This window comes from Hymenobacter sp. IS2118, from assembly GCF_000715495.1.
GTDB lineage: Bacteria > Bacteroidota > Bacteroidia > Cytophagales > Hymenobacteraceae > Hymenobacter.
On the sequence record NZ_JNLX01000003.1, the window covers coordinates 26,782 to 48,175 of the forward strand.

Annotated in this window: 12 protein-coding genes; 8 read left to right on the plus strand and 4 right to left on the minus strand. The window is 64.3% G+C overall.

Going from position 1 to position 21,394, the window contains the following annotated elements; all coding sequences use genetic code 11:
* Positions 1–141 precede the first annotated feature (141 nt).
* The 4 genes from GM79_RS00205 (at position 142) to GM79_RS00220 (ending at position 7,543) form a co-directional block, all read left to right on the plus strand.
* Positions 142–2,931 (plus strand): TonB-dependent receptor, encoded by a 2,790-nt coding sequence (locus GM79_RS00205; protein WP_161787079.1) that lies wholly within the window; start codon positions 142–144, stop codon positions 2,929–2,931.
* 128 nt (positions 2,932–3,059) lie between these two features.
* A complete protein-coding gene (locus tag GM79_RS00210; RefSeq protein ID WP_035557262.1) occupies positions 3,060–4,850 on the plus strand; it encodes a T9SS type A sorting domain-containing protein in 1,791 nt (596 codons plus the stop codon).
* A 123-nt stretch (positions 4,851–4,973) separates the two neighbouring features.
* Complete coding sequence (locus GM79_RS22535; RefSeq protein ID WP_081867459.1) at positions 4,974–6,200, plus strand: glycosyltransferase; 1,227 nt, start codon at positions 4,974–4,976, stop codon at positions 6,198–6,200.
* Positions 6,201–6,274: 74 nt separating this feature from the next.
* A complete protein-coding gene (locus GM79_RS00220) occupies positions 6,275–7,543 on the plus strand; it encodes a lipopolysaccharide biosynthesis protein (RefSeq protein WP_152559744.1) in 1,269 nt (422 codons plus the stop codon).
* A 110-nt stretch (positions 7,544–7,653) separates the two neighbouring features.
* On the opposite strand, the gene GM79_RS22540 is transcribed toward GM79_RS00220, so the two are convergent.
* The gene (locus tag GM79_RS22540; RefSeq protein WP_051718309.1) at positions 7,654–11,214 is read right to left on the minus strand and encodes a gliding motility-associated C-terminal domain-containing protein; all 3,561 of its coding nucleotides are present in this window, start codon (positions 11,212–11,214) and stop codon (positions 7,654–7,656) included.
* A gap of 249 nt (positions 11,215–11,463) precedes the next feature.
* On the opposite strand from GM79_RS22540, the gene GM79_RS22545 reads away from it, so the two are divergent.
* The 4 genes from GM79_RS22545 (at position 11,464) to GM79_RS24040 (ending at position 17,141) form a co-directional block, all read left to right on the plus strand.
* A complete protein-coding gene (locus GM79_RS22545) occupies positions 11,464–12,663 on the plus strand; it encodes an endonuclease/exonuclease/phosphatase family protein (RefSeq protein ID WP_051718310.1) in 1,200 nt (399 codons plus the stop codon).
* A gap of 275 nt (positions 12,664–12,938) precedes the next feature.
* The gene (gene cysS, locus GM79_RS00235; protein ID WP_035557268.1) at positions 12,939–14,522 is read left to right on the plus strand and encodes a cysteine--tRNA ligase; all 1,584 of its coding nucleotides are present in this window, start codon (positions 12,939–12,941) and stop codon (positions 14,520–14,522) included.
* A gap of 101 nt (positions 14,523–14,623) precedes the next feature.
* Positions 14,624–15,643, plus strand: a complete 1,020-nt coding sequence (locus GM79_RS00240; protein WP_035557271.1) for a M28 family peptidase — start codon at positions 14,624–14,626, stop codon at positions 15,641–15,643.
* Positions 15,644–15,827: 184 nt separating this feature from the next.
* A complete protein-coding gene (locus GM79_RS24040) occupies positions 15,828–17,141 on the plus strand; it encodes an alpha/beta fold hydrolase (protein ID WP_081867460.1) in 1,314 nt (437 codons plus the stop codon).
* A 199-nt stretch (positions 17,142–17,340) separates the two neighbouring features.
* Here the strand turns inward: GM79_RS24040 and GM79_RS00250 are convergent, their stop codons facing one another.
* The 3 genes from GM79_RS00250 to GM79_RS00260 all read right to left on the minus strand — a co-directional run bounded on the left by GM79_RS00250 (position 17,341) and on the right by GM79_RS00260 (position 21,337).
* Entirely contained in the window at positions 17,341–18,597 is a 1,257-nt protein-coding gene (locus GM79_RS00250; protein WP_051718311.1) for a homoserine dehydrogenase, read from the minus strand.
* A gap of 221 nt (positions 18,598–18,818) precedes the next feature.
* Positions 18,819–19,844: a homoserine O-acetyltransferase MetX gene (gene metX, locus GM79_RS00255; RefSeq protein WP_035557274.1), complete on the minus strand. Its 1,026-nt coding sequence runs from the start codon at positions 19,842–19,844 to the stop codon at positions 18,819–18,821.
* Between the two features lie 113 nt (positions 19,845–19,957).
* On the minus strand, positions 19,958–21,337 hold the full coding sequence (locus GM79_RS00260; RefSeq protein WP_035557276.1) for an O-acetylhomoserine aminocarboxypropyltransferase/cysteine synthase family protein: 1,380 nt from the start codon (positions 21,335–21,337) through the stop codon (positions 19,958–19,960).
* Positions 21,338–21,394: the final 57 nt, after the last annotated feature.

Consider the following 21,394-nt stretch of genomic DNA (forward strand, 5'->3'; position numbering starts at 1 on the left):
GGTAGGCGAGAAGCAGGGTTTTTTGAAAAAAGGTGCAAAAGTAAGGGCCTATGAGGCATTCTAAAACACTCGTATAGCGCCGTAACAATAAGGTAATTCACCGGCTATGTTGTCGTAATAGGCCCCCGGTACTTTTGTGGCGTGAAACCAACCCCTCGTTTTATGCGCCTCACCTTATTAGGCTTCTTTTTGTTGTGGATGAATGTGTTGGCCTTCGGCCAGCAGGGTACGCTGGCGGGAAAAGTGACCGATAAAAAGGCCGGCGAAGGCGTAATTGGTGCTACCGTACTCGTGACTGGCACCACCCAGGCCGCCCCCGTGAACGTGGACGGCAGCTACACGCTGCCCCTCGACCCCGGCACCTACAACATCACGATGACCTACGTGGGCTACCAGCCGCTCACCTTCGCCGGCGTGGTGATAACCAGCGGCCAAACCACGACCCTGAATGGCGTGATGGCGGAAAGCGCCACCAGCCTCACCGAAGTGACCGTGACCGGCGTGAAGCAAACCGGTACCGAAGTGGCCCTGATTCAGGACCTGAAGCGGAGCGAGGTGGTGGTGAGCGGCATGAGTAACGACCAGATTGTGAAATCGCTGGACCGCGACGCTGCTGAAGTAGTGAAGCGGATTCCGGGCGTGACGGTGCAGAGCAACAACTTTATCGTGATTCGCGGCTTGGCCGAGCGCTATAATACCGTGCTGCTCAACGACGCCCTCACGCCCTCGGCCGAGGTGGACACCCGCTCGTTTTCCTTCGATATTCTGCCCAGCTCGGTGATTGACCGGGTGCTGATTTTCAAGTCGGGTTCGCCCGAGCTGCCCGGCGAGTTCGGCGGCGGCGTGGTGAAGGTGTACACCAAAAACTCGGTGCTGGAGAACAGCACCACGGCCAGCGTTTCGGGCTGGTACCGCAGCGGCACCACGTTCAACCCCTACCTGGCCAGCGCCCGCTCCGGCACCGACGCACTGGGCTTCGACGACGGCAAGCGCCAACTGCCCACGGCCGGTTCGACCGCCGAAATTGCTCCCAAGCTGCAAAACACCTTTTTTCCGCGCACCATTACGGCCCGGCCCGACGTGCGGATGTCGCTGGGGTTGAACCGCAAGTTTGAGATTGGGTCCAAGTACCTCAGCAACGTCACCTCGCTCTCGTATTCCAATACCCAGGAGCGCTACGACGTGACCCGCCAGCGCGTGGAGCTCTACCAGCAGGAGCCCGAGCTGGTGAACCTGCGCAGCGACTATACCGACAGCCGCTCGCTGGCTACTACCCGCCTGGGCATCATTCACAACTGGCAGGTGCGGCTAAACGACCGCAACCGCATCGATTTCCGCAACTTCCTGAACCAGTACGGCACTGACGAGGTGATTCATCGCACCGGGCTGTTTAACCCCCAGGACGAGGAGCGCGACGAGTACGCTACGCACTACCAGAGCCGCACCATTTACTCGGGCCAGCTGCAGGGACAGCACACCGTGGGCAGCACCGGGCACACCAGCCTCACGTGGTCGGGGGGCTACAACTACGTGTTTCGCGACGAGCCCGACTACCGCCGCTACCAGGGCCAGCGGGCCCGCGGTTCCAACGACCCGTTTCTGGTGCAGGTGCCGCTTGCCGGCGCTCCCAACCAGCTCGATGCCTCGCGCTTTTATTCCGATTTGAAGGAGAATACCTACATGCTGAGCGGGCAGTGGGAGCGGCGCTTTGCCGGCCGTGACACTACCAGCGTCAATCAATACAAGCTTCGGGTGGGCTTCTACGCCGAGCAAAAGGCCCGCACCCTGAACAACGACTACTACTCCTACACCCGCGACCGCGCCACCGACCCCGCCCTGCTTGAGCTGCCCATCGAGCGCATCTTCGACCCGGCCAACGTGGGCCCGAACGGCTTCAAGTTTGAGCGGGCCACCCGGCCCGAAGACCGCTACTCGGCCGAAAACGACTTGGTGGCCGGCTACGTGGGCGTGGTGGCGCCGCTCACCGAGCGCCTCAACGTGTCGGGCGGCGTGCGGCTGGAATACAACCGCAAGTACCTGCTCAGCGGCAACGACTCGACCTACGAGGAAAAGCGTTTCATTCCGATGCCCTCGCTCAACTCCACGTTCAATTTCAACGACCGGTCGCTGCTGCGCCTGGCCGGCAGCGTGACCGTGAACCGGCCCGAGTTCCGGGAAGTGGCGCCCTACATTTTCTACGACTTCAGCACCGGCACGGCCGTAACTGGCAATACGAAGCTAAAAACGGCTTCTATCTACAACGCCGACCTGCGCTACGAGTTTTACCCCTCGCGCTCGGAGCTGCTCTCGGTGGGCGTGTTCTACAAGCACTTCCGCAACGCCATCGAGCAAACCATTTTGGCGCAGGGCGGCGAGGCCATCAACGTATCGTACCAGAACTCGCCCACGGCCTACGACTACGGCGTGGAGCTGGAAGCGCGCAAAAGCCTGGTGGGCCTGAGTCAGAGCCCGTTTTTGCAGCGCCTGAACTTCGTGCTCAATGCCTCGCTCATCAAAAGCCGGGTAACGCTGGAAGACGACCAGCGGCAGATTCTGAACCGGCCGCTGCAAGGCCAGTCGCCCTACGTGGTGAACGTGGGCGCCTTTTATCAGGACGATGAGCACCACTGGCAGGCAGCGGTCCAGTACAACGTGGTGGGCCCGCGCATTGTGCTGGTGGGCGACCGCACCGACAACTTCTCGGTAATTGACCGCCAACGCCACGTGGTAGACCTGTCGGTGACCAAAACCGTGGGCACGCACCTGGAAATCAGGGCGGGCATTCAGGACCTGCTGAACCAGCCCGTGCGCCAGAGCTGGGACTTGAACCGCGATAACAAAATCAACCGTGGCACCCAGGAAGAGCGCACCCACTTCGGCAGCTTCCGGCGCGGGCAGTACTCTACCCTCGGGCTCACCTACCGCTTCTAGGCCGGGCAGCAAGCAACAATAAGGTAACACGTAACCAACTGAATGGTAACGCCTGTCCCTTGGGGCGGGCGTTGCTGTTTCGGTCCTTTGCAGGACGAAATCTCCCGTACTATTCCCCTCCCTTTGATATGAAAAAGCTTGTACTCTCTGCCCTGCTGGCGGTGGCCGCCGTGGCCGCCACCCGCACCGAAGCCTTGGCCCAAACCGCCTGCCCTGCGTCGGCAGCGCCCATCAGCGTGCCGGCCGGCGTGCTCACCGGTGCCATTACCTGGTCCAATACCAACATTTACCTCATCAATGGCAACGTGGTGGTAGGCCCCGGCGCAGTGCTCACCATTGAGCCCGGCACCATCATCAAGGGCGACCGTAACAGCAACGGCACGCTCATCGTGGCCCGTGGCGGCCGGCTCGAAGCCAGCGGCACGGCCACGCAACCCATCGTGTTCACCTCGAACCAGCCGGCCGGCTCGCGGGCCCGTGGCGACTGGGGTGGCATCATCATGCTGGGCCGCTCGCAGGAAAACGTGGCCGGCGACCCGCTCATCGAAGGCGTGGCGGGCTACAACTACGGGCCGGGTTTCGTGAGCGGCACGAGCGGCGCCGAAAACGCGCCCGTGCTCAACGACAACTCCGGCACGCTGCGCTACGTGCGCATCGAGTTTCCGGGCATTCTCATTTCGACGGGCAACGAAATCAACGGCCTGACGATGGGCGGCGTGGGCTCGGGCACTACCATCGACCACGTGCAGGTTTCTTTTTCCGGCGACGATTCGTTTGAGTGGTTCGGCGGCACCGTGAACGCCAAGCACCTGATTTCCTACGGCGCGCTCGACGACGACTTCGACAGCGACAACGGCTTTGCCGGTAACGTGCAGTTTGGCCTGGCCCTGCGCGACCCCTCGGCGGCCGACGTGTCCGATTCTAACGGCTTTGAGTCCGACAACGACCGCAACGGCTCCAACGCTACGCCCCAAACCGCGCCCGTGTTCTCCAACATGAGCCTGTTTCTGCCTTCGGCCGGCGCCGGCCAGACCTTTGCCGAGCGGCACCGCCGCGGCGCCCACATCCGCCGCAACTCGGCCCTGTCGCTGCTCAACTCCGTGATTTCGGGCCCCTACGCCCCCGTGCTCAATATCGACGCGGCCACGGCTAGCAGCGGCGGTTTCATCACCCCCAACTCGGAAACCCAGGCTGCGAACGGCAACTTGGTGCTCAAAAACAACGTGTTTGCCCTGGGTGGCACCCGCACCGGCAGTTCCACGCCCGGCAACTTTAGCGTCACCACCGGCAGCACGTTCGATATCGCAGGTTTTTTCAACGACGCGAGCCGCGCCAACCTTATCACCACGCAGGCGGCCCTGAACCTCAACGCCGACAATTTTGGGCTCGTAGACCTGGCCTCGGCTGGCAACTGCGGCTTCGCGGTGAACTGCATGCCCGACTTTAGCCTGCCCGCGGCCTCGCCGCTCGTAGCCGGCGCGGCCTTTACCGATGCTAAGGTGAGCGGCGCTTTCTTCGATAAGGTGGACTATCGGGGCGCATTTGGCCCGGCCGGCACGCCCAACTGGGCAGCGGGCTGGAGCAACTTCAACCCCCAAATCACCTGCTACAACCGCCCCGGCCTCACGCTGGGCAACCGTGAGGTAGTGACCGCCCCGCTGCAGGCCCTCAGCGTGGCGCCCAACCCCACCAACGGCACCGCCGCTACCCTGGGTTTCGAGGTGAAGCGCGCCACCACCGCCACCGTGCGCATCGTCGACATGATGGGCCGCGAAATAGCCACCGTGCTGAATGCAGGTAAGTTAGGGGCGGGCCCGCAGCGCCTGACCCTGCCCGCCAACCTGGCCCCCGGCGTGTACCTGGCCACTGTAACCACTGGCGAGGCCGTGCAGTCGGTACGCTTCGTGGTGACGCAATAAGCACCGTTTCAATCCTTTTTTCTGTATTGAAGCAAAAGCCTGCCCTTCTCTAAGGGCAGGCTTTTTCCGTAGCGCCGGGCCGTACAAAGCGGGAGCGGAGGCCGGGGCCTTACTTTGTACCGAATGCCGCCGTCTCCATCTGATTCCTCCGTGCCCGCGCCCCGCGTGTTGATGCTGCCCAAGTGGTATCCCAACCGCTACGACGACCAGGACGGCGACTTTGTGGGGCGCCACGTGGCCGCCATTGCCCAGCAAGGCGGGGCCGCCGTGGCCGTGCTTTTTGCCGCCGTGGCCCGCGGCCCCCTGCCCGGTTTAATTGCTGCGGAGGAAGATTTTAGCGGCCCCTGGCCCACGCTGCGCTACTATTACCGCGCCGCGCCCACCGGCCTCGCCCTGCTCGACAAGCCCCTGAAACTGCTGCTCTACTTCTGGTGCCTGGCGCGGGGCTACCGGCGCATCTGCGGTCACTGGGGCCAGCCGCCGGCCCTGGTGCACGTGCATGTGCTGCTGCGCACGGGGCTATTTGCCTGGGCGTTGCGCCTGTGGTTCGGCATTCCTTTCATCATTACCGAGCACTGGACGGCCTATCTGCCGGGCCGGGCCGAAGCCCTGAGCTGGCCCCGCCGGCTGCTGACGCGGGCTGTGGTGCGGCGGGCGGCAGCGCTGCATACCGTGTCGGCTAATCTGCGCGCTGCGCTGGCAGCCTTGGGAGCCGTCAATGCCCGCACAGTGGTGATACCCAACGTGGTGGATACGGCCCTGTTTCATCCCGCAGCGTCGCTGGTGCGCACGTCGGGCGGGCCAGTGCTGCTGCACGTGGCTGCCTTCAATGAAGCGGCCAAGAACCTGAGCGGGCTGCTACGGGTGGTGGCCGGGCTACGCAGCCAGCTGCCCGGCCTGCGACTGCGCATAGCCGGCTACGGGCCCGACGAAGCCCTGATGCGTGCTGAGGCTGCCCGGCTGGGCCTGCTCACCGAGGGCTCCGTCGTTTTTCTGGGCAAGCTGACCCATGCCGAGGTAGCCGAGGAAATGCGCCGCGCGTCGTGCTTCGTGCTTTTCTCAAATTTTGAAAACCTGCCCTGCGTGTTGGTCGAAGCCCAGGCCAGCGGCCTGCCGGCGGTGGCCACCAAAGTGGGCGGCGTGCCGGAGCTGCTGCCGGCTGACGGTCGCTTCGGCGAACTGGTGGCAGCCGGCGACGAAGCCGCGCTGACGCAGGCTATCCAGACCGTACTGGCCACTACATACGACGCGGCGGCGTTGCGGGCCAATGCCGAAGCACATTTTAGCGTGCCGGCGGTGGGGGCGGCGTTCCGGCTTTTGTACCGGGAGGTGTTGGGGCGGGCGTTGTAGGTTGGATTTTTGAAGTGGTATGTAACGCCCCATTTCCCCATGTTCCGGCCCCGGTGCCGACCTTGCGGCCCGGCATGCTAAAACGGATTCTTCAACACTTCGCGGCGCGGGTACTCACGGCGGGGCTGAGCTTCGCGGTGGTGTGGCTCACGGCGCGGTACCTGGGGGCGGCCGGGCGCGGGCAAGTCAGCTTGTTTGTGACCGACGTAGCGGGGCTGGTGCTGCTGGCCGGGCTGGTGGGCGGCTCGTCGCTGATATACCTCGTGCCGCGGCGCAACGCCTGGCACCTGCTCCTGCCTGCCTACGGCTGGGCGCTGGTGGTGAGTGGTTTGGGAGCGGCTGCGGTGGGGCTGTTGCGGCCCGCCAGCTTCGCCTACACGCTGCATCTGGGGGGCGTGACGCTGGTACAGGTGCTGCTTTCCATTAATGTGTTTCTGCTGCTGGGCCGGCAGCGCGAGCGTGCCTTCAACGTGCTCACTACCGCGCAGGCCGGGCTGCTGGCCGGGGCGCTGGCGCTGGCGTTTGGGCCGGGGCAGTGGCTCAGCATCACGGCCTACTACTACGCCAACTACGTAGCCTACGGCCTGCCGTGGCTCATCAGCACGGTTTTGCTGCTGCGCCTGCCCGATGCCTGGGACCGCCGCCGTCCGCGCCGCCGCGCCGCCGCCCGCGAGCTGGCTCGCCACAGCCGCGGCGCCCACCTGTCCAACCTGCTCACCTTCGCCAACTACCGCTTCGGCTACTACGCCGTGGCGTACCTGGCCGATACCCGGTCGCTGGGCATTCTCTCGGTGGGTGTGGCTCTGGCCGAGGCCATTTGGCTAATTCCGCGCAGTACCGCCCTCATTCAATATGTAGCCCTGGTGAACGCGGCCGACAAGCGCGGCCAAACCTACGCGGCGCTCCGGGGCAGCCGGCTCACGCTGTTGGCCACGGCGGCGGCGGTGCTGGTGCTGGTGGCCGTGCCCGCGGCGTGGCTGGCGGCCATTTTTGGCCCCGAGTTTGGGGCGGCACGCGCCGTGATTCTCGCGCTGGCGCCCGGCATTTTCATCAACGGGGCGGGCATGCAGGCCAGCAGCTATTTCAGCGGCATGGCCCGCTACGGCGTCAACAACCGTGCGGCGCTGCTGGGCCTGGTTGCTGCCGTGCCCACGAGCCTGGTGCTGGTGCCGCGCCTGGGCATGGTAGGCGCGGCGCTGGGCATGTCGGCCTCCTACGCGGCCAGCGCCACGTACCTGCTCTGGCAGTACCGGCGCGCCATTCAGGCCCGCTGGCGCGATTTGCTGCCCGGCCGGGATGATGCCCGCTGGCTGCTGCGGCGCGGGCGCCCGGCCGAAGTGTGATTGTCGCTAAGGCATCCCTGGCCGTTGTTGGCGCGCTGGCCGCAGTTACGCGCTACGCGCTAAACTGTGGCCAGCCGAAGGCTACCAGCTAAAAGCTAGCAGCTCAATACTTACCGGCGCACTTCCACCCAGCCTTTCACGCGGCGGTCGTCGGCATCGCGCAGCAGGTAGTAGTAAACGCCGTTGGGCACGCCCTTGGCATCCCAGTTATTCTGGTAATTGTCGGTCTGGTACACCCGCTGGCCCCAGCGCGAAAATACTTCCAGTGAGGCCAGGCGGCAGCTGAAACGGGGCCGGAAGGTTTGGTTGGCGTCGTCGTCGTTGGGGGTGATGATGTTGGGCACGAACACGTCGCCGATGACCACGGGCGCGAAGCCGGTCAGGACTTCACAGTTGCCGTAGCGGGCCGTGAGGGTAACCTGGTACGTGCCCGGCTGGGTATAGGTGTGGGTAGGCGTAGGCTTGTCGCTGGTGGCCGGGCCATCGCCAAAATTCCACAGGTACACCGCATTGGGCGCCAGCAGCACGGGCGTGAACATGATTTCAAGCGGAGCGAGGCCCGTGTACTGCGGCGCGCTGGCGCACACGGGCAGGTTCAGCCCCACGTCCTGGGCCGAGGTAGGCGCTAATATCACCCGCTTGGTAGCCGCCGTCTGGCAGACGCCATCCACCACGGTGTAGGTGACCGGGAAGATGCCGCCCCGGTTGCCGGTATCCGGCGGCGTGAAAAAGCCGGTGGCCGAAACCCCGGTGCCACTCCAGACGCCGCCCGCCGGCGAGCCGCGCAGCTGAAACGGCTGGCGTAGGTCGGCGCACAGCGTGGTATCACGTCCCACCGTAACGGTGGGCGGCCGGCTCACCATCACCTGCTGCGTGATTACGCCGCAGCCCAGCGAATCGGACACGGCGTACGAGAGCGTGTGCGTGCCCGCCCCGGCCGTGGCGGGGCTGAAGCGCCCGCCCGCCACGCCCGGCCCGCTGAAAACTCCTCCGGCCGGTGTGGCGCTCAAAGCCAGTGCGGGCATGGTGGTGCATTGCGGCGGCACCGGCGCAAATACCGGTACCACAAGCGGCGCCACCAGGTAGCGCACCGTGCGTGTGCTTTGGCAAGTGCCCGTGGCCTGCACCGTGTAGCTCAGCGGGTACTGGCCAGCGCCCACCGCCGAGGGCACGAAGCGGTAGCCCCCGCCCGGCAGGGCTTCCACGCCCGGCCCGCTCCACACGCCACCGGCCGGGCGCCCGCCCAGCGGCACGGGCCCGTCGGTCACGCACACGAAGCGGCGGGGGCCGGGGTCGGCCTGCACTACTTCGAAATTGATTTTGAAGGCTGCGTTGTTGCAGTTGGTGCTGCCGTTGCGGGTGGAGTAGCTGCCCGCGCCGGGCGGCACCGGGAAGCCCTGGGTACCGCCGCAGCTGGCGCACACGGCCTGGTACACCACGCCGCGCTTGTCGAAGCGCGAAGTGCCGCCGTCCACGTGCTCGCCCCGGCCGCCCCGCTCACCGAAAAAAGTGCCGTATTCCAGGCTGGTCATGCCGGCCGAAAACTGGGCCAGGTAGAAGTCGCTGCCGTCGGTGGTGCCCTGCGTGGCATTGCCCGTCACGGGCAGGCCGGTGGTGTTGCCGCCCAACCAGGCAGCGTTGGTGTTGCCGCCCCAGCCGCTGATGTACACCCGCTCGCAGTCGTCGACCAGAAAGGCGGTGGGCACCAGGTTGGGCCCGCCACGGGCCCCGGCGCGGTTGCCGAATGCCGTGTTGTAAATGCTGGTCGTGAGGTCGGGGTCGAGCTTTTGAATGAATTGCGTGCCCCCCGCCGTGCCAAACAGCCCCTGGGGAATGGTCACCGTGCCCAGCGTCTGGCCAAATAAATAGGGGTTCCCGGTGGCATCGAGCTGCAGGAAATAGGCTTGGTCATAGGAATCGGTGCCGATGAAGGTGGCGCGTTCCAGGGTGCGGCCGTCGGGGCTGATGCGGGCGGCGAAGCCATCGGTGCCGCCGCCGGGCGCGGCCGGCAGGTAGGCATCGGCCGAGGCCGGAAAATTGGCCGAGGTGGTGCCGCCGCACACGAATACCCGGCCCTGCGCGTCGCGCTGCACCGAATAAGCAGCTTCGGCCCCGGCACCCCCCAGAAAACCGGTCCACAGGGCCGCGTCCAGGTTGGGTGTCAGCTTGCTCACCAGCGCATCGGTGCCGCCGCCCCGGAAGGTGGGGTTGAAGCCCTGCGTGAGTCCCAGCAGGTTGGGCGAGCTGGTGGCGGCGGCAATGTAGACGTTGCCGGCCTCGTCGAGCAGCACGTCGCTGCGGAAAGCGTCGCCATAGTTGGCCCCGATGGACCGCGGCTGGGCCACCACCCCGTCGTTGCCCGACCCACCAAAGTACGTGCTGGCCACGAGCGTGCTGCCACTGGCATTGAAACGGGTAATGACGAGGTCCGACCCGTTAGGCATCGTGGTATTGGCCTGCCCCGAGCCCAGCGGGTCGAGGGCCGAGCCGCCACCAAAGCGCGGCTGCATGGCCCCGGCCGTGGTAGGGTAGTTCGTGGACGACGTGCTGCCGAGCACCACCAGCTCATTCTGCCCGTTCACCACCAGGCTGTGCGGAAAATCGGCCTCGTTGCCGCCCAGGTAGGTGGCCCACACCCGCGACGCCTGCCCGGTAAGCTGGGTGTTGTATTTGATGATGGCCATGTCGACCACGCTGCTGAAGGTGGTGCGAAACGCCCCCGGCGTGGTCGGAAACACCCCGCCCGTGTTGAACACGATGCCGCCCGAGTACATGTTGCCCGCGTTGTCATAAGTAGCCGTGTACCCCCAGTTGTCGGCCGTGGAGCCGGTCAGGCTCGAAAACTGCACCGTGGGGTCAATGGTCAGCGCGCGGGCCTTGTCGTAGGCCCCGAGGGCGAAGCTGATGGTGCGGCCCGTGAGTACGTAGCGGCAGGCCACGTCCCGCTGCCGGCCCGCGGCATCGAGCTGCCAGGCTTTGGGGGCCAGCTCGGTAGTGGTGCCCACGGTAGTTTTAATGACGAGGTTGCCGGCGGCGTTCAGGCTTAGGCTGCTGGCGCCGTCGTAGCGCAGCAGCACGCGGGCAGGGTTGGCGCGGGGTGCCAGCAGCACGTCGTATTCCAGGTTCTGGCCGGCGTTTTCATACAGCGTTAGGTCGATGCCGGGCCACAGCTCGGTGTAGCGCAGGCGCCGGAACGCCCCCACATTACTGGCCCAGCGCGTAGCGTCGGCGCCCACGAAGTAGTTGCGTTCCCCGGCCGTGGGCCCTTCGGCCGTGAGGCGCACCTGGGGGTTGGCCCGCTCAAAATGCACCGTGTAGGCGTGGCCGGCAATATCGGCGGTGGGGGTGGCCAGGGGCGTGCCCGCGTGGTGGTGGTTCAGGATGGTGGGGTCCAGAAAGGAGTACGTGAGGGCGTCGGCCTGCACGAAAAGCCGACCGGCCGGCAGCGCTGCCTCGTAGCGCACGCGCGGGTTCCACTGCCCCTTGTTCTGAATAAATTCTAGGCTGGCCGGCGTCGGCTCCGAGGCCGTTGCCCGCGCCGGTGCTGCCAGTAGCGTGAGCAGCGCAGCCAGGCCGCAACAAAAACCGGACAGAAACGCGCCTTGGTGCGTTCGGCGTTCGGACAGCAACGCAAGCAGGTAGCGGTAAGCGGCGCGAAAAGATAGATTCATACAAACGGCTGGGAAAGAACAACGTAGAAGCGCAATCGGAAGGAGATACCAGCAGCCCGGCCGCGAAGTTCCACCGGCGGCAACCGATGAAAAAACGCGGCCATTCCCGCGCAGACGCGCGGAGCAGCCCAACCCGCGCCACCGGCATGAAAACCAGCCGCCGTCCGAGTGCCTAAAGATAAATAAACCCGGTGCCCGCCGTGGCCTCGCGCCCGCGCCGCTACCTTTGCGCCCCCCCTTGATTGTACCGTGCGCCGCTCTTTTGCCTTCAAAATAACCTTACTCACCTTGGCGTGGCTGCTGCTGGCCATTGCCTGCCAGCAGGTGCCGGCCAGCGCGTTCTGGCCCGTGGTTTTTGGGGCCCTCACCACGCCGGTAGCGCTGGGCCTCACGGCGCTGCTGGCGCTGTACTGGCTGCGGCGCAACTGGCGGGTGGCGGTGCTGCCCGCCGTGGCCCTGTTTCTTACGTGGCCCCATGTGCAGCGCGGCCTGGCCCTGCACCCGGCCCACCTGGGCACGGCGGTGCAGGAACGAACGCAGGAGCTGGCCAACGGCAATACGCTGCGGTCCTCGTTTTTCGTGCCGACATCGAAAGCCAGCGTCTCGCTGCTTTCCGCCAACGTGCGCATTTTCAACGTGTATGCCCAGCTGCGCGACCCGGATAACGTCTCGTCCAGGGGCTTTATTCGCTGGCTGGCCGAGAGCCCGGCCGACGTGCTCTGCCTGCAGGAATACTACAACGAGCCCCGCGGCTCGCGACACGACAAGGACCTGTTTCGCTCGGCCGACCAGTTGGGACGGGGCAGCGACCGCAGTGCCTTCGTGTCGGTCACGCTCACCAATACCGCCGGAGCGGAATTTGGGCTGGCCATTTTTTCGCGGTTTCCCATCGTGCGGCGCGGCACCATTGCCTTCGGCCGCCTCTCCCAAAACCACGCCATGTGGGCCGACCTGGCCCGGCCCGCCGACCGCACCGGCCGCGCCCGTCCCGATACCATTCGGGTGTACAACCTGCACCTGCAAAGCATGAGCATGGATGAAACCGACATCGCCAAAGCCACCGAAAGCCGGGCCGGCCTGCGCCAGAAAGCGCCCAACCTGCTCCGGCGCTTTCGCAAGGGCGCTGTGGCCCGCGCCGCCCAAATCGACACCGTGCTGGCCCACCTGGCCCGCTCGCCCTATCCCGTGCTGCTGGCCGGCGACCTCAACGACCTGCCCTATTCCTACGCCTACGACCAGCTGGCCGACCGCCTGCAAAATGCCTGGGCCACCACGGGCACCGGCATCGGCGCCACCTACAACGGTAAATTGCCTGCCCTGCGCATCGACCAGCAGTTTGCCGGCCCAAAGTGGCAGGTGCTAGGCTGCCGCGTGCACCGGGAAGTCGAATGGAGCGACCATTTTCCGCTTGAAGGGCTGTATCAGTTAACAGTTAATAGTGAGCAGTGAGCCACCAATTCCCCTCCTTACCAACCGTAGGTCAGCGTAGCTAAGGAGGGGACATTTCAGCGAAGCTGAAATTGGGGTGGTTGTGGCGTTGCAGGGCTTGCGCAATTGGGGTAATGGTTGTTGGCGTTGCAGGGCTTGCATTGGGGTGATGCTTTCGTGGGCCGTGCAACGCCACAACCACCCCAGTTCGAGCCGTTGGCTCGAACGTCCCCTCCTTAGCTACGCTGACCTACGGTTGGTAAGGAGGGGAGTTTCCTCGCCGCTACCTTTGTGCCATGTCGCTCTCGCTTTATAATACGCTTACCCGTAAAAAAGAAGAATTCCAGCCCGTGCATGCGCCCCAGGTGGGCGTGTATTTGTGCGGCCCTACCGTGTATAGCGAGGCTCATTTGGGCAACGCCCGCGGGCCGGTGGTATTCGATGTGCTCACGCGCTACCTGCGCCAGCTGAAGTACCAGGTGCGCTACGTGCGCAACATCACCGATGTGGGGCACCTGGAAAGCGACGCTGACACCGGCGAGGACAAGATGGCCAAGGCCGCCCGCGCCGCCCGCATCGAGCCCATGCAGGTGGCCCAGCACTTCGCCAACCGCTACCGCCAGCACATGATGGCCCTGGGCTGCCTGCCGCCCGACATTGAGCCCCAGGCCAGCGGCCACATCACCGAGCAAATCGGCATGATAGAAGAAATCATCGCCAACGGCTTTGGCTACGAAGTCAACGGCTCTGTGTATTTCGACGTGCCCAAATACAACGAGGCGCACCGCTACGGCAAGCTCTCGAACCGCAGCATTGAGGACCAGCTCGGCGGCACCCGCGACACGCTGGCCGGCCAGGACGAAAAGCGCAGCCCCCTGGATTTCGCCCTCTGGAAAAAGGCCGCGCCCGAGCACATCATGCGCTGGCCTTCACCCTGGGGCGAGGCACCCGGCGAAGGCTTCCCCGGCTGGCACCTCGAGTGCTCGGCCATGAGCCGCAAGTACCTCGGCAACCTCTCCGACATCCACGGCGGCGGGCTGGACCTGATGTTTCCGCACCACGAGTGCGAAATAGCGCAGTGCCAGGCCAGCGACACCCATACCGACGAGTCGCGGGTGTGGATGCACAACAACATGATTACCGTGAACGGCACCAAGATGAGCAAGAGCCTGGGCAACTTCGTGTTGCTGGGCGACCTGTTTAAGGGCCCCACCGGGCCGCTGGCGCAGGGCTATTCGCCGATGGTGGTGCGCTTTTTCCTGCTGCAGGCCCACTACCGCTCGCCCGTCGACGTGAGCGACGACGCCCTACAAGCCGCCCGCAAAGGCTACCGCAAGCTGATGAACGGCCTGCGCCTGCTCGATAAATTAGTTGTTGGTGCCTCGTTGCCGGTTGCTGGTGAAGGCGACGCTGAGCCAACAACCGACCACCAACAGCCAACCGCTAAGCCCGCCGACGCCGACCTGCGCAAGCTCACCGCCGACCTCTACACCGGCCTCGACGACGACCTGAACACGGCCCGCAGCATCGCCAGCCTTTTCAACCTGCTGCGCAAATTCAATACCCTGGCCACCACGCCCGCCGCGCTGGCCGACGTGTCGGCCGCTTCGTTGACGGAAGCTGTAGCTGCCTACCGGACCCTCGTGGTTGATATTCTGGGCCTGCAGGACGAGCCCCGCGCCAACGCCGAGCAACTGCTCGAACTCACGCTCGGCTTCTACACCGAAGCTAAAAACGGGGCTAAGGAAGCGAAAGAATCTGCTGAAGATGCCACGCCCTACTACGCTAAAATCGACCAGATTCGGACGGCCCTCAAAGGCCAGGGCATCGTGATAAAAGATACCAAGGCCGGCGTGGAGTGGGCCTACAGCGAGGAATAGCTCAGTAGTAGCTGTTAGCTAATAGCCGTTAGCTGTTAGCTTTTTATGCTCAAGTAACCATAAAAGCTAACAGCTAACGGCTGACAGCTAACAGCTAAACAATGAAACTTCGTCTTCCGCTCGCCGCCCTGGCTGGCCTGCTCATTCTCACCGGCTGCCCGGACAAGAAAACTACCGAAACGCCGGACGCGCCCACGGCCGAAGCCAAGCTACCCCCGGCCCCGGTGTTCAACGCCGATTCGGCTTACGCTTTCACGGCGAAGCAGGTGGCGTTTGGGCCGCGCGTGCCTAACACCAAGGCGCACATAGCCACGGGCGACTGGCTGGTAGCCAAGTTCAAAGGCTATGGCCTGCAAGTGATGGAGCAGCCCTTTGAGGCGGTCACCTTCGACGGCACCGTCATCAAGGCCCGCAACATCGTGGCCCGCTACCAGCCCCAGGCGGCGCGGCGCGTGGCCATTTTCGCGCACTGGGACACCCGCCCCTTCGCCGACAACGACCCGACCAACAAAAACGCCCCGATGGACGGCGCCTCCGACGGCGCCAGCGCCGTGGCCGTGGCCCTGGAAATGGCCCGCGTGCTCAGCCTGCAGCCCGACAGCCTCGCCCCAAACGTGGGCGTCGACTTCATTCTCTTCGACGCCGAAGACTGGGGCCACGACTCCGGCACCCAGGCCGACCTCAAAAATCAGCTTGACGGCGCCGGCGACTCTTGGTGCCTGGGCTCGCAGTACTGGGCCAAAAACCTGCTGCCGGCTAACTACAAAGCCGAGTACGGGGTGCTATTTGACATGGTGGGGGCCCGCGGCGCCAAGTTCAGCCGCGAGGCGCTTTCGCGGGAGAAGGCCCGGTTTGCCGTGGATAAAATCTGGAACACCGCCGCCGCGCTCGGCTACACCGATTATTTCCTGTTCAATGATTCGCCCGGTATTGTCGACGACCACGTGTACACCAATCAGGCGGGCATTCCCACGGTCGACATCATCGACCACCTGCCCAACAACCCCGAGCAGTATTTCCCCAACTACCACCACGCCACCACCGACAACATGAGCGTCATCGACCGCGCTACGCTGAAAGCCGTGGGCCAGACGGTGTTGCAGGTGCTGTATATGGAGTAAGAAATAAAAGGCGCTGGCCCGCGTCTCTGACGCGGCGCCGATTGGTTCCGAGCCTCTGGCTCGAACGTGCGATAACGTTGCCGACGTATCCCTGACCCGAGCCAGAGGCTCGGAGCCAATCGGCAGCGCGTCAGAGACGCGCGCCAGCCCGTTGCATAACAGCAGTTACTAATCAGCTCCCTCCATGAAACCCTTGTTTCTGCTCGCCGCGCTGGTTGCGCTGGCTTTTGCTGCTCCGGCCCAACCCATTAAGCAGCCCCCGGTACGCGTGGCCGAGGGTACTATGTTCCGGCAAAAAGTGGCCGTGGCACCCTACGCCGGCCGCCGCTACCGCTGCACCATGCGCGCGCAGGCCGACACCGTCGGCGGCAGCTGGGCCAGCTTGGGCGTGGTGTACTACCAGGGCGGCCGCTACCTGGCCGATGCCGACCTCTACAACCAAAAAAAGCCGCTGAACCGCGTGCGCGCCCGGCAGTGGACCACGTACACCATCACCGGTACGCTGCCCGCGGGCACCGACACCGTGCACCTCAACCCCAACGTGCACGGCAACGGGCGCTTCGCCTTCGACGATTTCCGGCTGGAAGTGGCTCAGCCCGGCGGCACCTGGCTACCCGTGCCAGTGGCCAACGGCGACTTTGAGGCGCCCGCGCCCGCCGACTCGTCGGCCACGCGCCTGCCGCCGGGCTGGCAGCCCTACGCGCCCCAGCCGGTGGCCGGCTACACCTACCGCGTAGCCCGCGAGGCCGCCGGCAACCGCTACCTGCTGCTGCGCGGCACCGGCATCGTACCCTACGGCAACAACCCCGCCGCTGGCCACTACCAACTGGCCAACGGCGTGCGCCTCTACTACGAAACCTACGGGCAGGGCCCGCCGCTGCTGCTGCTCCACGGCAACTCCTACAGCATCGGCGGCTTCAACTACCAGATTGCCGATTTGGCCCGGCATTACCGCGTCATCGCCGTCGATACCCGCGACCAGGGCAAGTCGGCCATCACCAAAGGCGTGCTCACCTACGACCTGTTTGCCGATGACATGGTGGCCCTACTCGACGCGCTGCAAGTGCCCGCCGCCCACGTCGTGGGCTGGAGCGACGGCGGCAACACCGGCCTGAGCATGGCCCTGCGCTACCCCGCCCGCGTGCGCAGCCTGGTAGCAATGGGCGCCAACCTCTACGCCGACACCACGGCCGTGGAAGCAAGAATTCTGGACGAAATCCGCGAAAACCTGCGTCGCAGCCCGGCCCGTTACCACCGTATCACCACGCTCTTGCTGGACTACCCACGCATGAAACCCGCTGAGCTGGCCACCATTAAAGCGCCGGTTCTGGTGCTGGCCGGCGAGAAAGACGTCATCAAAGAAGCCCACACCCGGCTGATTGCGGCCAGTATTCCGGGCGCGCAGGTAACTATTTTGCCCGGCCTGAGCCACTTCGCACCCGAGGAGGACCCGGCCGTATTCAACGCCGCCGTGCTGGATTTTTTGGCTAAACACTGAGAGACAGATTAGCGGCCAGGGCAAGCGCGCAAAAGCAACCGTAGTTCCCAGCCCGTTATGCCTCGGCTGCGCTCAGCATGACAACTTTCTTTGTGATATCGAGCAGTTGTGCAAACGCACATTAATGACTGGCAAGCAATTGATAGTCAAAAGAAAAGCTTGCGGCTTGTAGCTTAAAGCTCACCGCTCACTTTCAGCTTTATGCCAGCGCGTGGGCAGTTTCAGCTTCGGCCGGAACTTCCGGGATGAGCCCAACCTCGCCGAGCCGGGCGACGAAAACCCCGGCTTCGCGCAACGCGACCCGCCACTGCCCCAGAGCCGCGAGGCCGACGCTGCCAGTGGCCTGCGTGCCGTCGGTGCCGGGCAGCACGGCTTGGGCTGGTAGCCGCAGCCAGTCCAGGGCCTGGCCCAGCGCTGCCGCCGACGGATGCCGCAGGTAGACTTCTACTTCCAGGCCCTCAACCAATTGAGCCTGAAAGCGGGCCGCCTGTTTGGTGTAGCCGTAGCGAAAGCCACTGCGCAGGGCCTGCACATCGGCCAGGACCGCCGAGCCGGTGGGGTGGCCGCCGGCGCCGCGGCCCTGCAGAAAGTGCGGGCCCGCATACTCCGCTTCGATGGCCACGCCGTTGAACTCGTGCTCCACGTTGAAGAAGGGCGACTCCGGCCCCAGCAGCTGCGGCGTCACCAGCGCCGTTACCCGGCCGTTGGGTAGGCGGTAGAGGCCGGCTATTACTTTTATTTTCTGGCCCAGACTAGCTGCGTAGGCAATGTCAGCGGCTCCGACGCCTTCGATGCCCAGGTTCAGCACTTCGTCCGGATTCAGCAGCAGGCCGAAGGCGTGGGCCGCCAGAATGACGGCTTTGGAGCGCGGGTCGAAGGCGCCCATGTCGAGCGCGGGGTCGGTTTCGGCAAAGCCCAGCGCCTGAGCTTCGGCCAGCGCCGGGCCGTAGTCGGAGCCTTCTTCGCTCATGCGCGTCAGCACGTAGTTCGACGAGCCGTTGAAAATACCACTCACGGCCCGCAGCGGCTCGTGGCTGAAGTAAGCGTCCAGGGTGCGAATGATGGGAATGCTGCCGCATACGGCCGCTTCGTAGAGCAGCGTGCCGCCAAATTCCCGCTGCAGCGCTACCAGTTCGGGCAGGTGCCGGGCCACCATGGCTTTGTTGGCGCTCACTATGCGGCGGCCCTGCCGCAGGGCGGCACTTACCAGCCGGAAGGCCTCTGCGGGGTCGTCAATCACCTCAACCAGCAGGTCCAGGTTGGGGTCGGCCAGCAGTTCATCGGCCCGGAAGCTAAACCGCTCAGCTGGCAGCGTTCGGGGCTTGTCCGGGCTTTTTACGGCAATTCGCGTGATGGTCAGGCCGAGCTCGGGCTGCCGTTGCAGGATGTCGTAAAAGCCCTGGCCCACGCAGCCAAAACCAATCAATCCGATGCGCAGGGGTCGTTTGTCGTCCATTGAGGGGAGGGTTAATTTCAACAGAATTCAGGAATTACGCGCGCCAGCAGCTGCGTGCGTAATTCCTAAGAATTAAAAGAATGGGAAGGCAATGCGTTTATACTGCGCCACTTCACTTTGTGCCAAATAAATAGCTGTTGTACTTTCAGTATCATCTTTGTGCCAAAAAGGTGCCTTGGTTTCAAATCAAGGCACCTTTTTGGCTGATGACGTACTGCCCGTCAGTGCGCGAAGGTGGGAGCGTAAAACAGCTCCAGGAAATGGGTAATGGCCGCCGTTTCCAGCAAAAACCCGTCGTGCCCGTAACGCGAATCCAGCTCGGCATACATGGCGCCCGGAATGTGGTTGGCCAGCTCCCGCTGCTCGCGAAGCGGGAAAAGCACATCGGACGTAATGCCCAGCACCAGCGTGCGGGCCCCGATGCGCCGCAGCGCCGCTGGCACCCCGCCCCGGTTGCGGCCCAGATGGTGAGAGTCCATGCTTCGGCTCAGGGCCACGTAGCTGTAGGCGTCGAAGCGCGCCACCAGCTTATCGCCCTGGTAGCGTTGGTAGGCGCTGGCGCGGTGTTCGCCCGGCAGCTCATTGTCGGGGTCGGTTTGGGTTTCGGCGTAGGCAGAATAGCTGCGATAGCTGAGCAAGGCCACGGCGCGGGCGGCGCGCAGGCCGTCGTCGCCGCCGCCGGGCTGGCCGGCCGCGTACGTCGGGTCGGCCTCAATGGCCAGCCGTTGGGCTTCGTTGAAGGCAATGCCCCAGGCCGAGTGCCGCGCATTGGTGGCAATAACGACCAGATGGTCGAATAAATCCGGGCGCTGCACGGCCCACTCCAGCGCCTGCTGCCCGCCCAGCGAGCCGCCAATGAGCGTGTGAATGTCCGTGATTTCCAGCTCCTGACGCAGGGCCTCGTGCGCCGCCACCAAGTCGCGGATGGTGAGGCGGGGGAAATGCTGGAAGCGCGCCTGGCCCGTGGCCGGATTGGCATCGAGCGGGCCGGTGCTGCCGTAGCAGGAGCCCAGCACGTTGGCGCACACGACGAACCACTCGGCCGGGTCGTAGTAGCAGCCGGGGCCTACCAGCCCCGGCCACCAGCTCAGCACATCGGCATTGGCCGTGAGGGCATGGCACACCCACACCACGTTATCGCGGTTTTCATTAAGCTGCCCCCAGGTTTGGTAGGCCACGCGGGCCCCGGCCAGCGTTTCGCCGCTTTCCAGCGTCAGGTTGGGGAGGTGGAAAATATGGTTTGGCATTACTCGAACAGTTTTTTTTCACCGCAGAAGGCGCAGAGGATTTCGCAGAGGGCCGCAGAAGCTTCTGCGTCTTCTGCGAAACCTTCTGCGCCTTCTGCGGTGAAATTTTGAGGTTATACTTCCAGCGGCTGGGCGTGCTCCAGCTCGGGCTCGCCTACTTCCGCGCCCTCCGTAGGCGCGGTAGCGGTATTCCCAATAGCGTCAAAGGCCAGCTGCAAATCGGCCTTGATGTCCTCAAAATGCTCGATGCCCACCGAGAGGCGCAGCGAAGTGGGCGTGACGCCGGCCGCCAGCTGCTCGGCTTCGCTCAGCTGCTGATGCGTGGTGGCCGAAGGCTGAATAATGAGCGTTTTGGCATCGCCCACATTGGCCAGGTGGCTGATTAGCTTGAGATTATCGATAAACTGCGTGGCCGTTTCCTTGCTGCCCTTGAGGCGGAAGCTGAGCACGCCGCCGAAGCCGCGCTTCAGGTACTTCCGGGCGATGGCGTAGTAGGGGCTGCTGGCCAGGCCGGGGTAGCTCACGCTTTCCACCTGCGGGTGCTGCTCGAGCCAGGTAGCGACTTTGAGCGCGTTTTCTACGGTGCGGTCCACGCGCAGGCTCAGGGTTTCGAGGCCGATGAGCAGCTGCCAGGAATTGAACGGGCTGATGGCCGGCCCGAAGTCGCGCAGGCCTTCGACCCGCGCCCGGATAATGAAAGCAATGTTGCCGAACGGCCCGTTTTTGCCGAATACGTCGTTGAAAACCAGCCCGTGGTAGCCCTCGCTGGGCTCGGTGAACTGCGGAAACTTGCCGTTGCCGAAGTCGTAGGTGCCGCCGTCCACAATCACGCCGCCCACGCTGGTGCCGTGCCCGCCAATCCACTTCGTGGCCGACTCCACCACAATGTGCGCCCCGTGCTCCAGGGGCCGGAACAGGTAGCCGCCCGCGCCAAACGTGTTGTCCACTACCAGCGGTAGGTCGTGCTTGTTGGCCACGGCCGCGATGGCTTCAAAATCCGGAATGCTGTAGCTGGGGTTGCCAATGGTTTCCAGGTAAATGGCCTTGGTTTTGTCGTCAATCAGCGCCTCGAAGCTGGCCGGGTTGTCGCCGTCGGCAAAGCGTACTTCAATACCCAACCGCTTGAAAGCGACCTTGAACTGGTTGTAGGTGCCGCCGTAGAGGTAGGCCGAGCTTACAAAGTTGTCGCCGGCCTGCAGAATATTGTTGAGGGCAATGAACTGGGCCGCCTGTCCCGAGCCCGTGGCCAGCGCGGCCACACCGCCTTCCAGGGCTGCCACGCGCTGCTCAAACACGTCGGTAGTGGGGTTCATAAGGCGGGTGTAAATGTTGCCAAACTCCTTCAGGGCAAACAGGTTGGCCCCGTGCTCGGCATTCTTGAATACGTAGGAAGTGGTTTGGAACAGCGGCACGGCGCGGGCTCCGGTGGTGGGGTCGGGCTGCTGGCCGGCGTGGAGCTGAAGGGTGTCGAAATGCAGGGGTGAAGCGGACATGGTAAGTGGAGTTATGAGTTGTGAATTATGAGTTGTGAGTTGCTGGTTGGGTACTGG

Bases quoted from the DNA above. Each gene is read 5' to 3' on its own strand.
- GM79_RS00210 (WP_035557262.1), top strand. From the start codon at position 3,060: ATGAAAAAGCTTGTACTCTCTGCCCTGCTGGCGGTGGCCGCCGTGGCC.
- GM79_RS22535 (WP_081867459.1), top strand. From the start codon at position 4,974: ATGCCGCCGTCTCCATCTGATTCCTCCGTGCCCGCGCCCCGCGTGTTG.
- GM79_RS00220 (WP_152559744.1), top strand. From the start codon at position 6,275: ATGCTAAAACGGATTCTTCAACACTTCGCGGCGCGGGTACTCACGGCG.
- GM79_RS22540 (WP_051718309.1), bottom strand. From the start codon at position 11,214: ATGAATCTATCTTTTCGCGCCGCTTACCGCTACCTGCTTGCGTTGCTG.
- cysS (WP_035557268.1), top strand. From the start codon at position 12,939: ATGTCGCTCTCGCTTTATAATACGCTTACCCGTAAAAAAGAAGAATTC.
- GM79_RS00240 (WP_035557271.1), top strand. From the start codon at position 14,624: ATGAAACTTCGTCTTCCGCTCGCCGCCCTGGCTGGCCTGCTCATTCTC.
- GM79_RS24040 (WP_081867460.1), top strand. From the start codon at position 15,828: ATGAAACCCTTGTTTCTGCTCGCCGCGCTGGTTGCGCTGGCTTTTGCT.
- GM79_RS00250 (WP_051718311.1), bottom strand. From the start codon at position 18,597: ATGGACGACAAACGACCCCTGCGCATCGGATTGATTGGTTTTGGCTGC.
- metX (WP_035557274.1), bottom strand. From the start codon at position 19,844: ATGCCAAACCATATTTTCCACCTCCCCAACCTGACGCTGGAAAGCGGC.
- GM79_RS00260 (WP_035557276.1), bottom strand. From the start codon at position 21,337: ATGTCCGCTTCACCCCTGCATTTCGACACCCTTCAGCTCCACGCCGGC.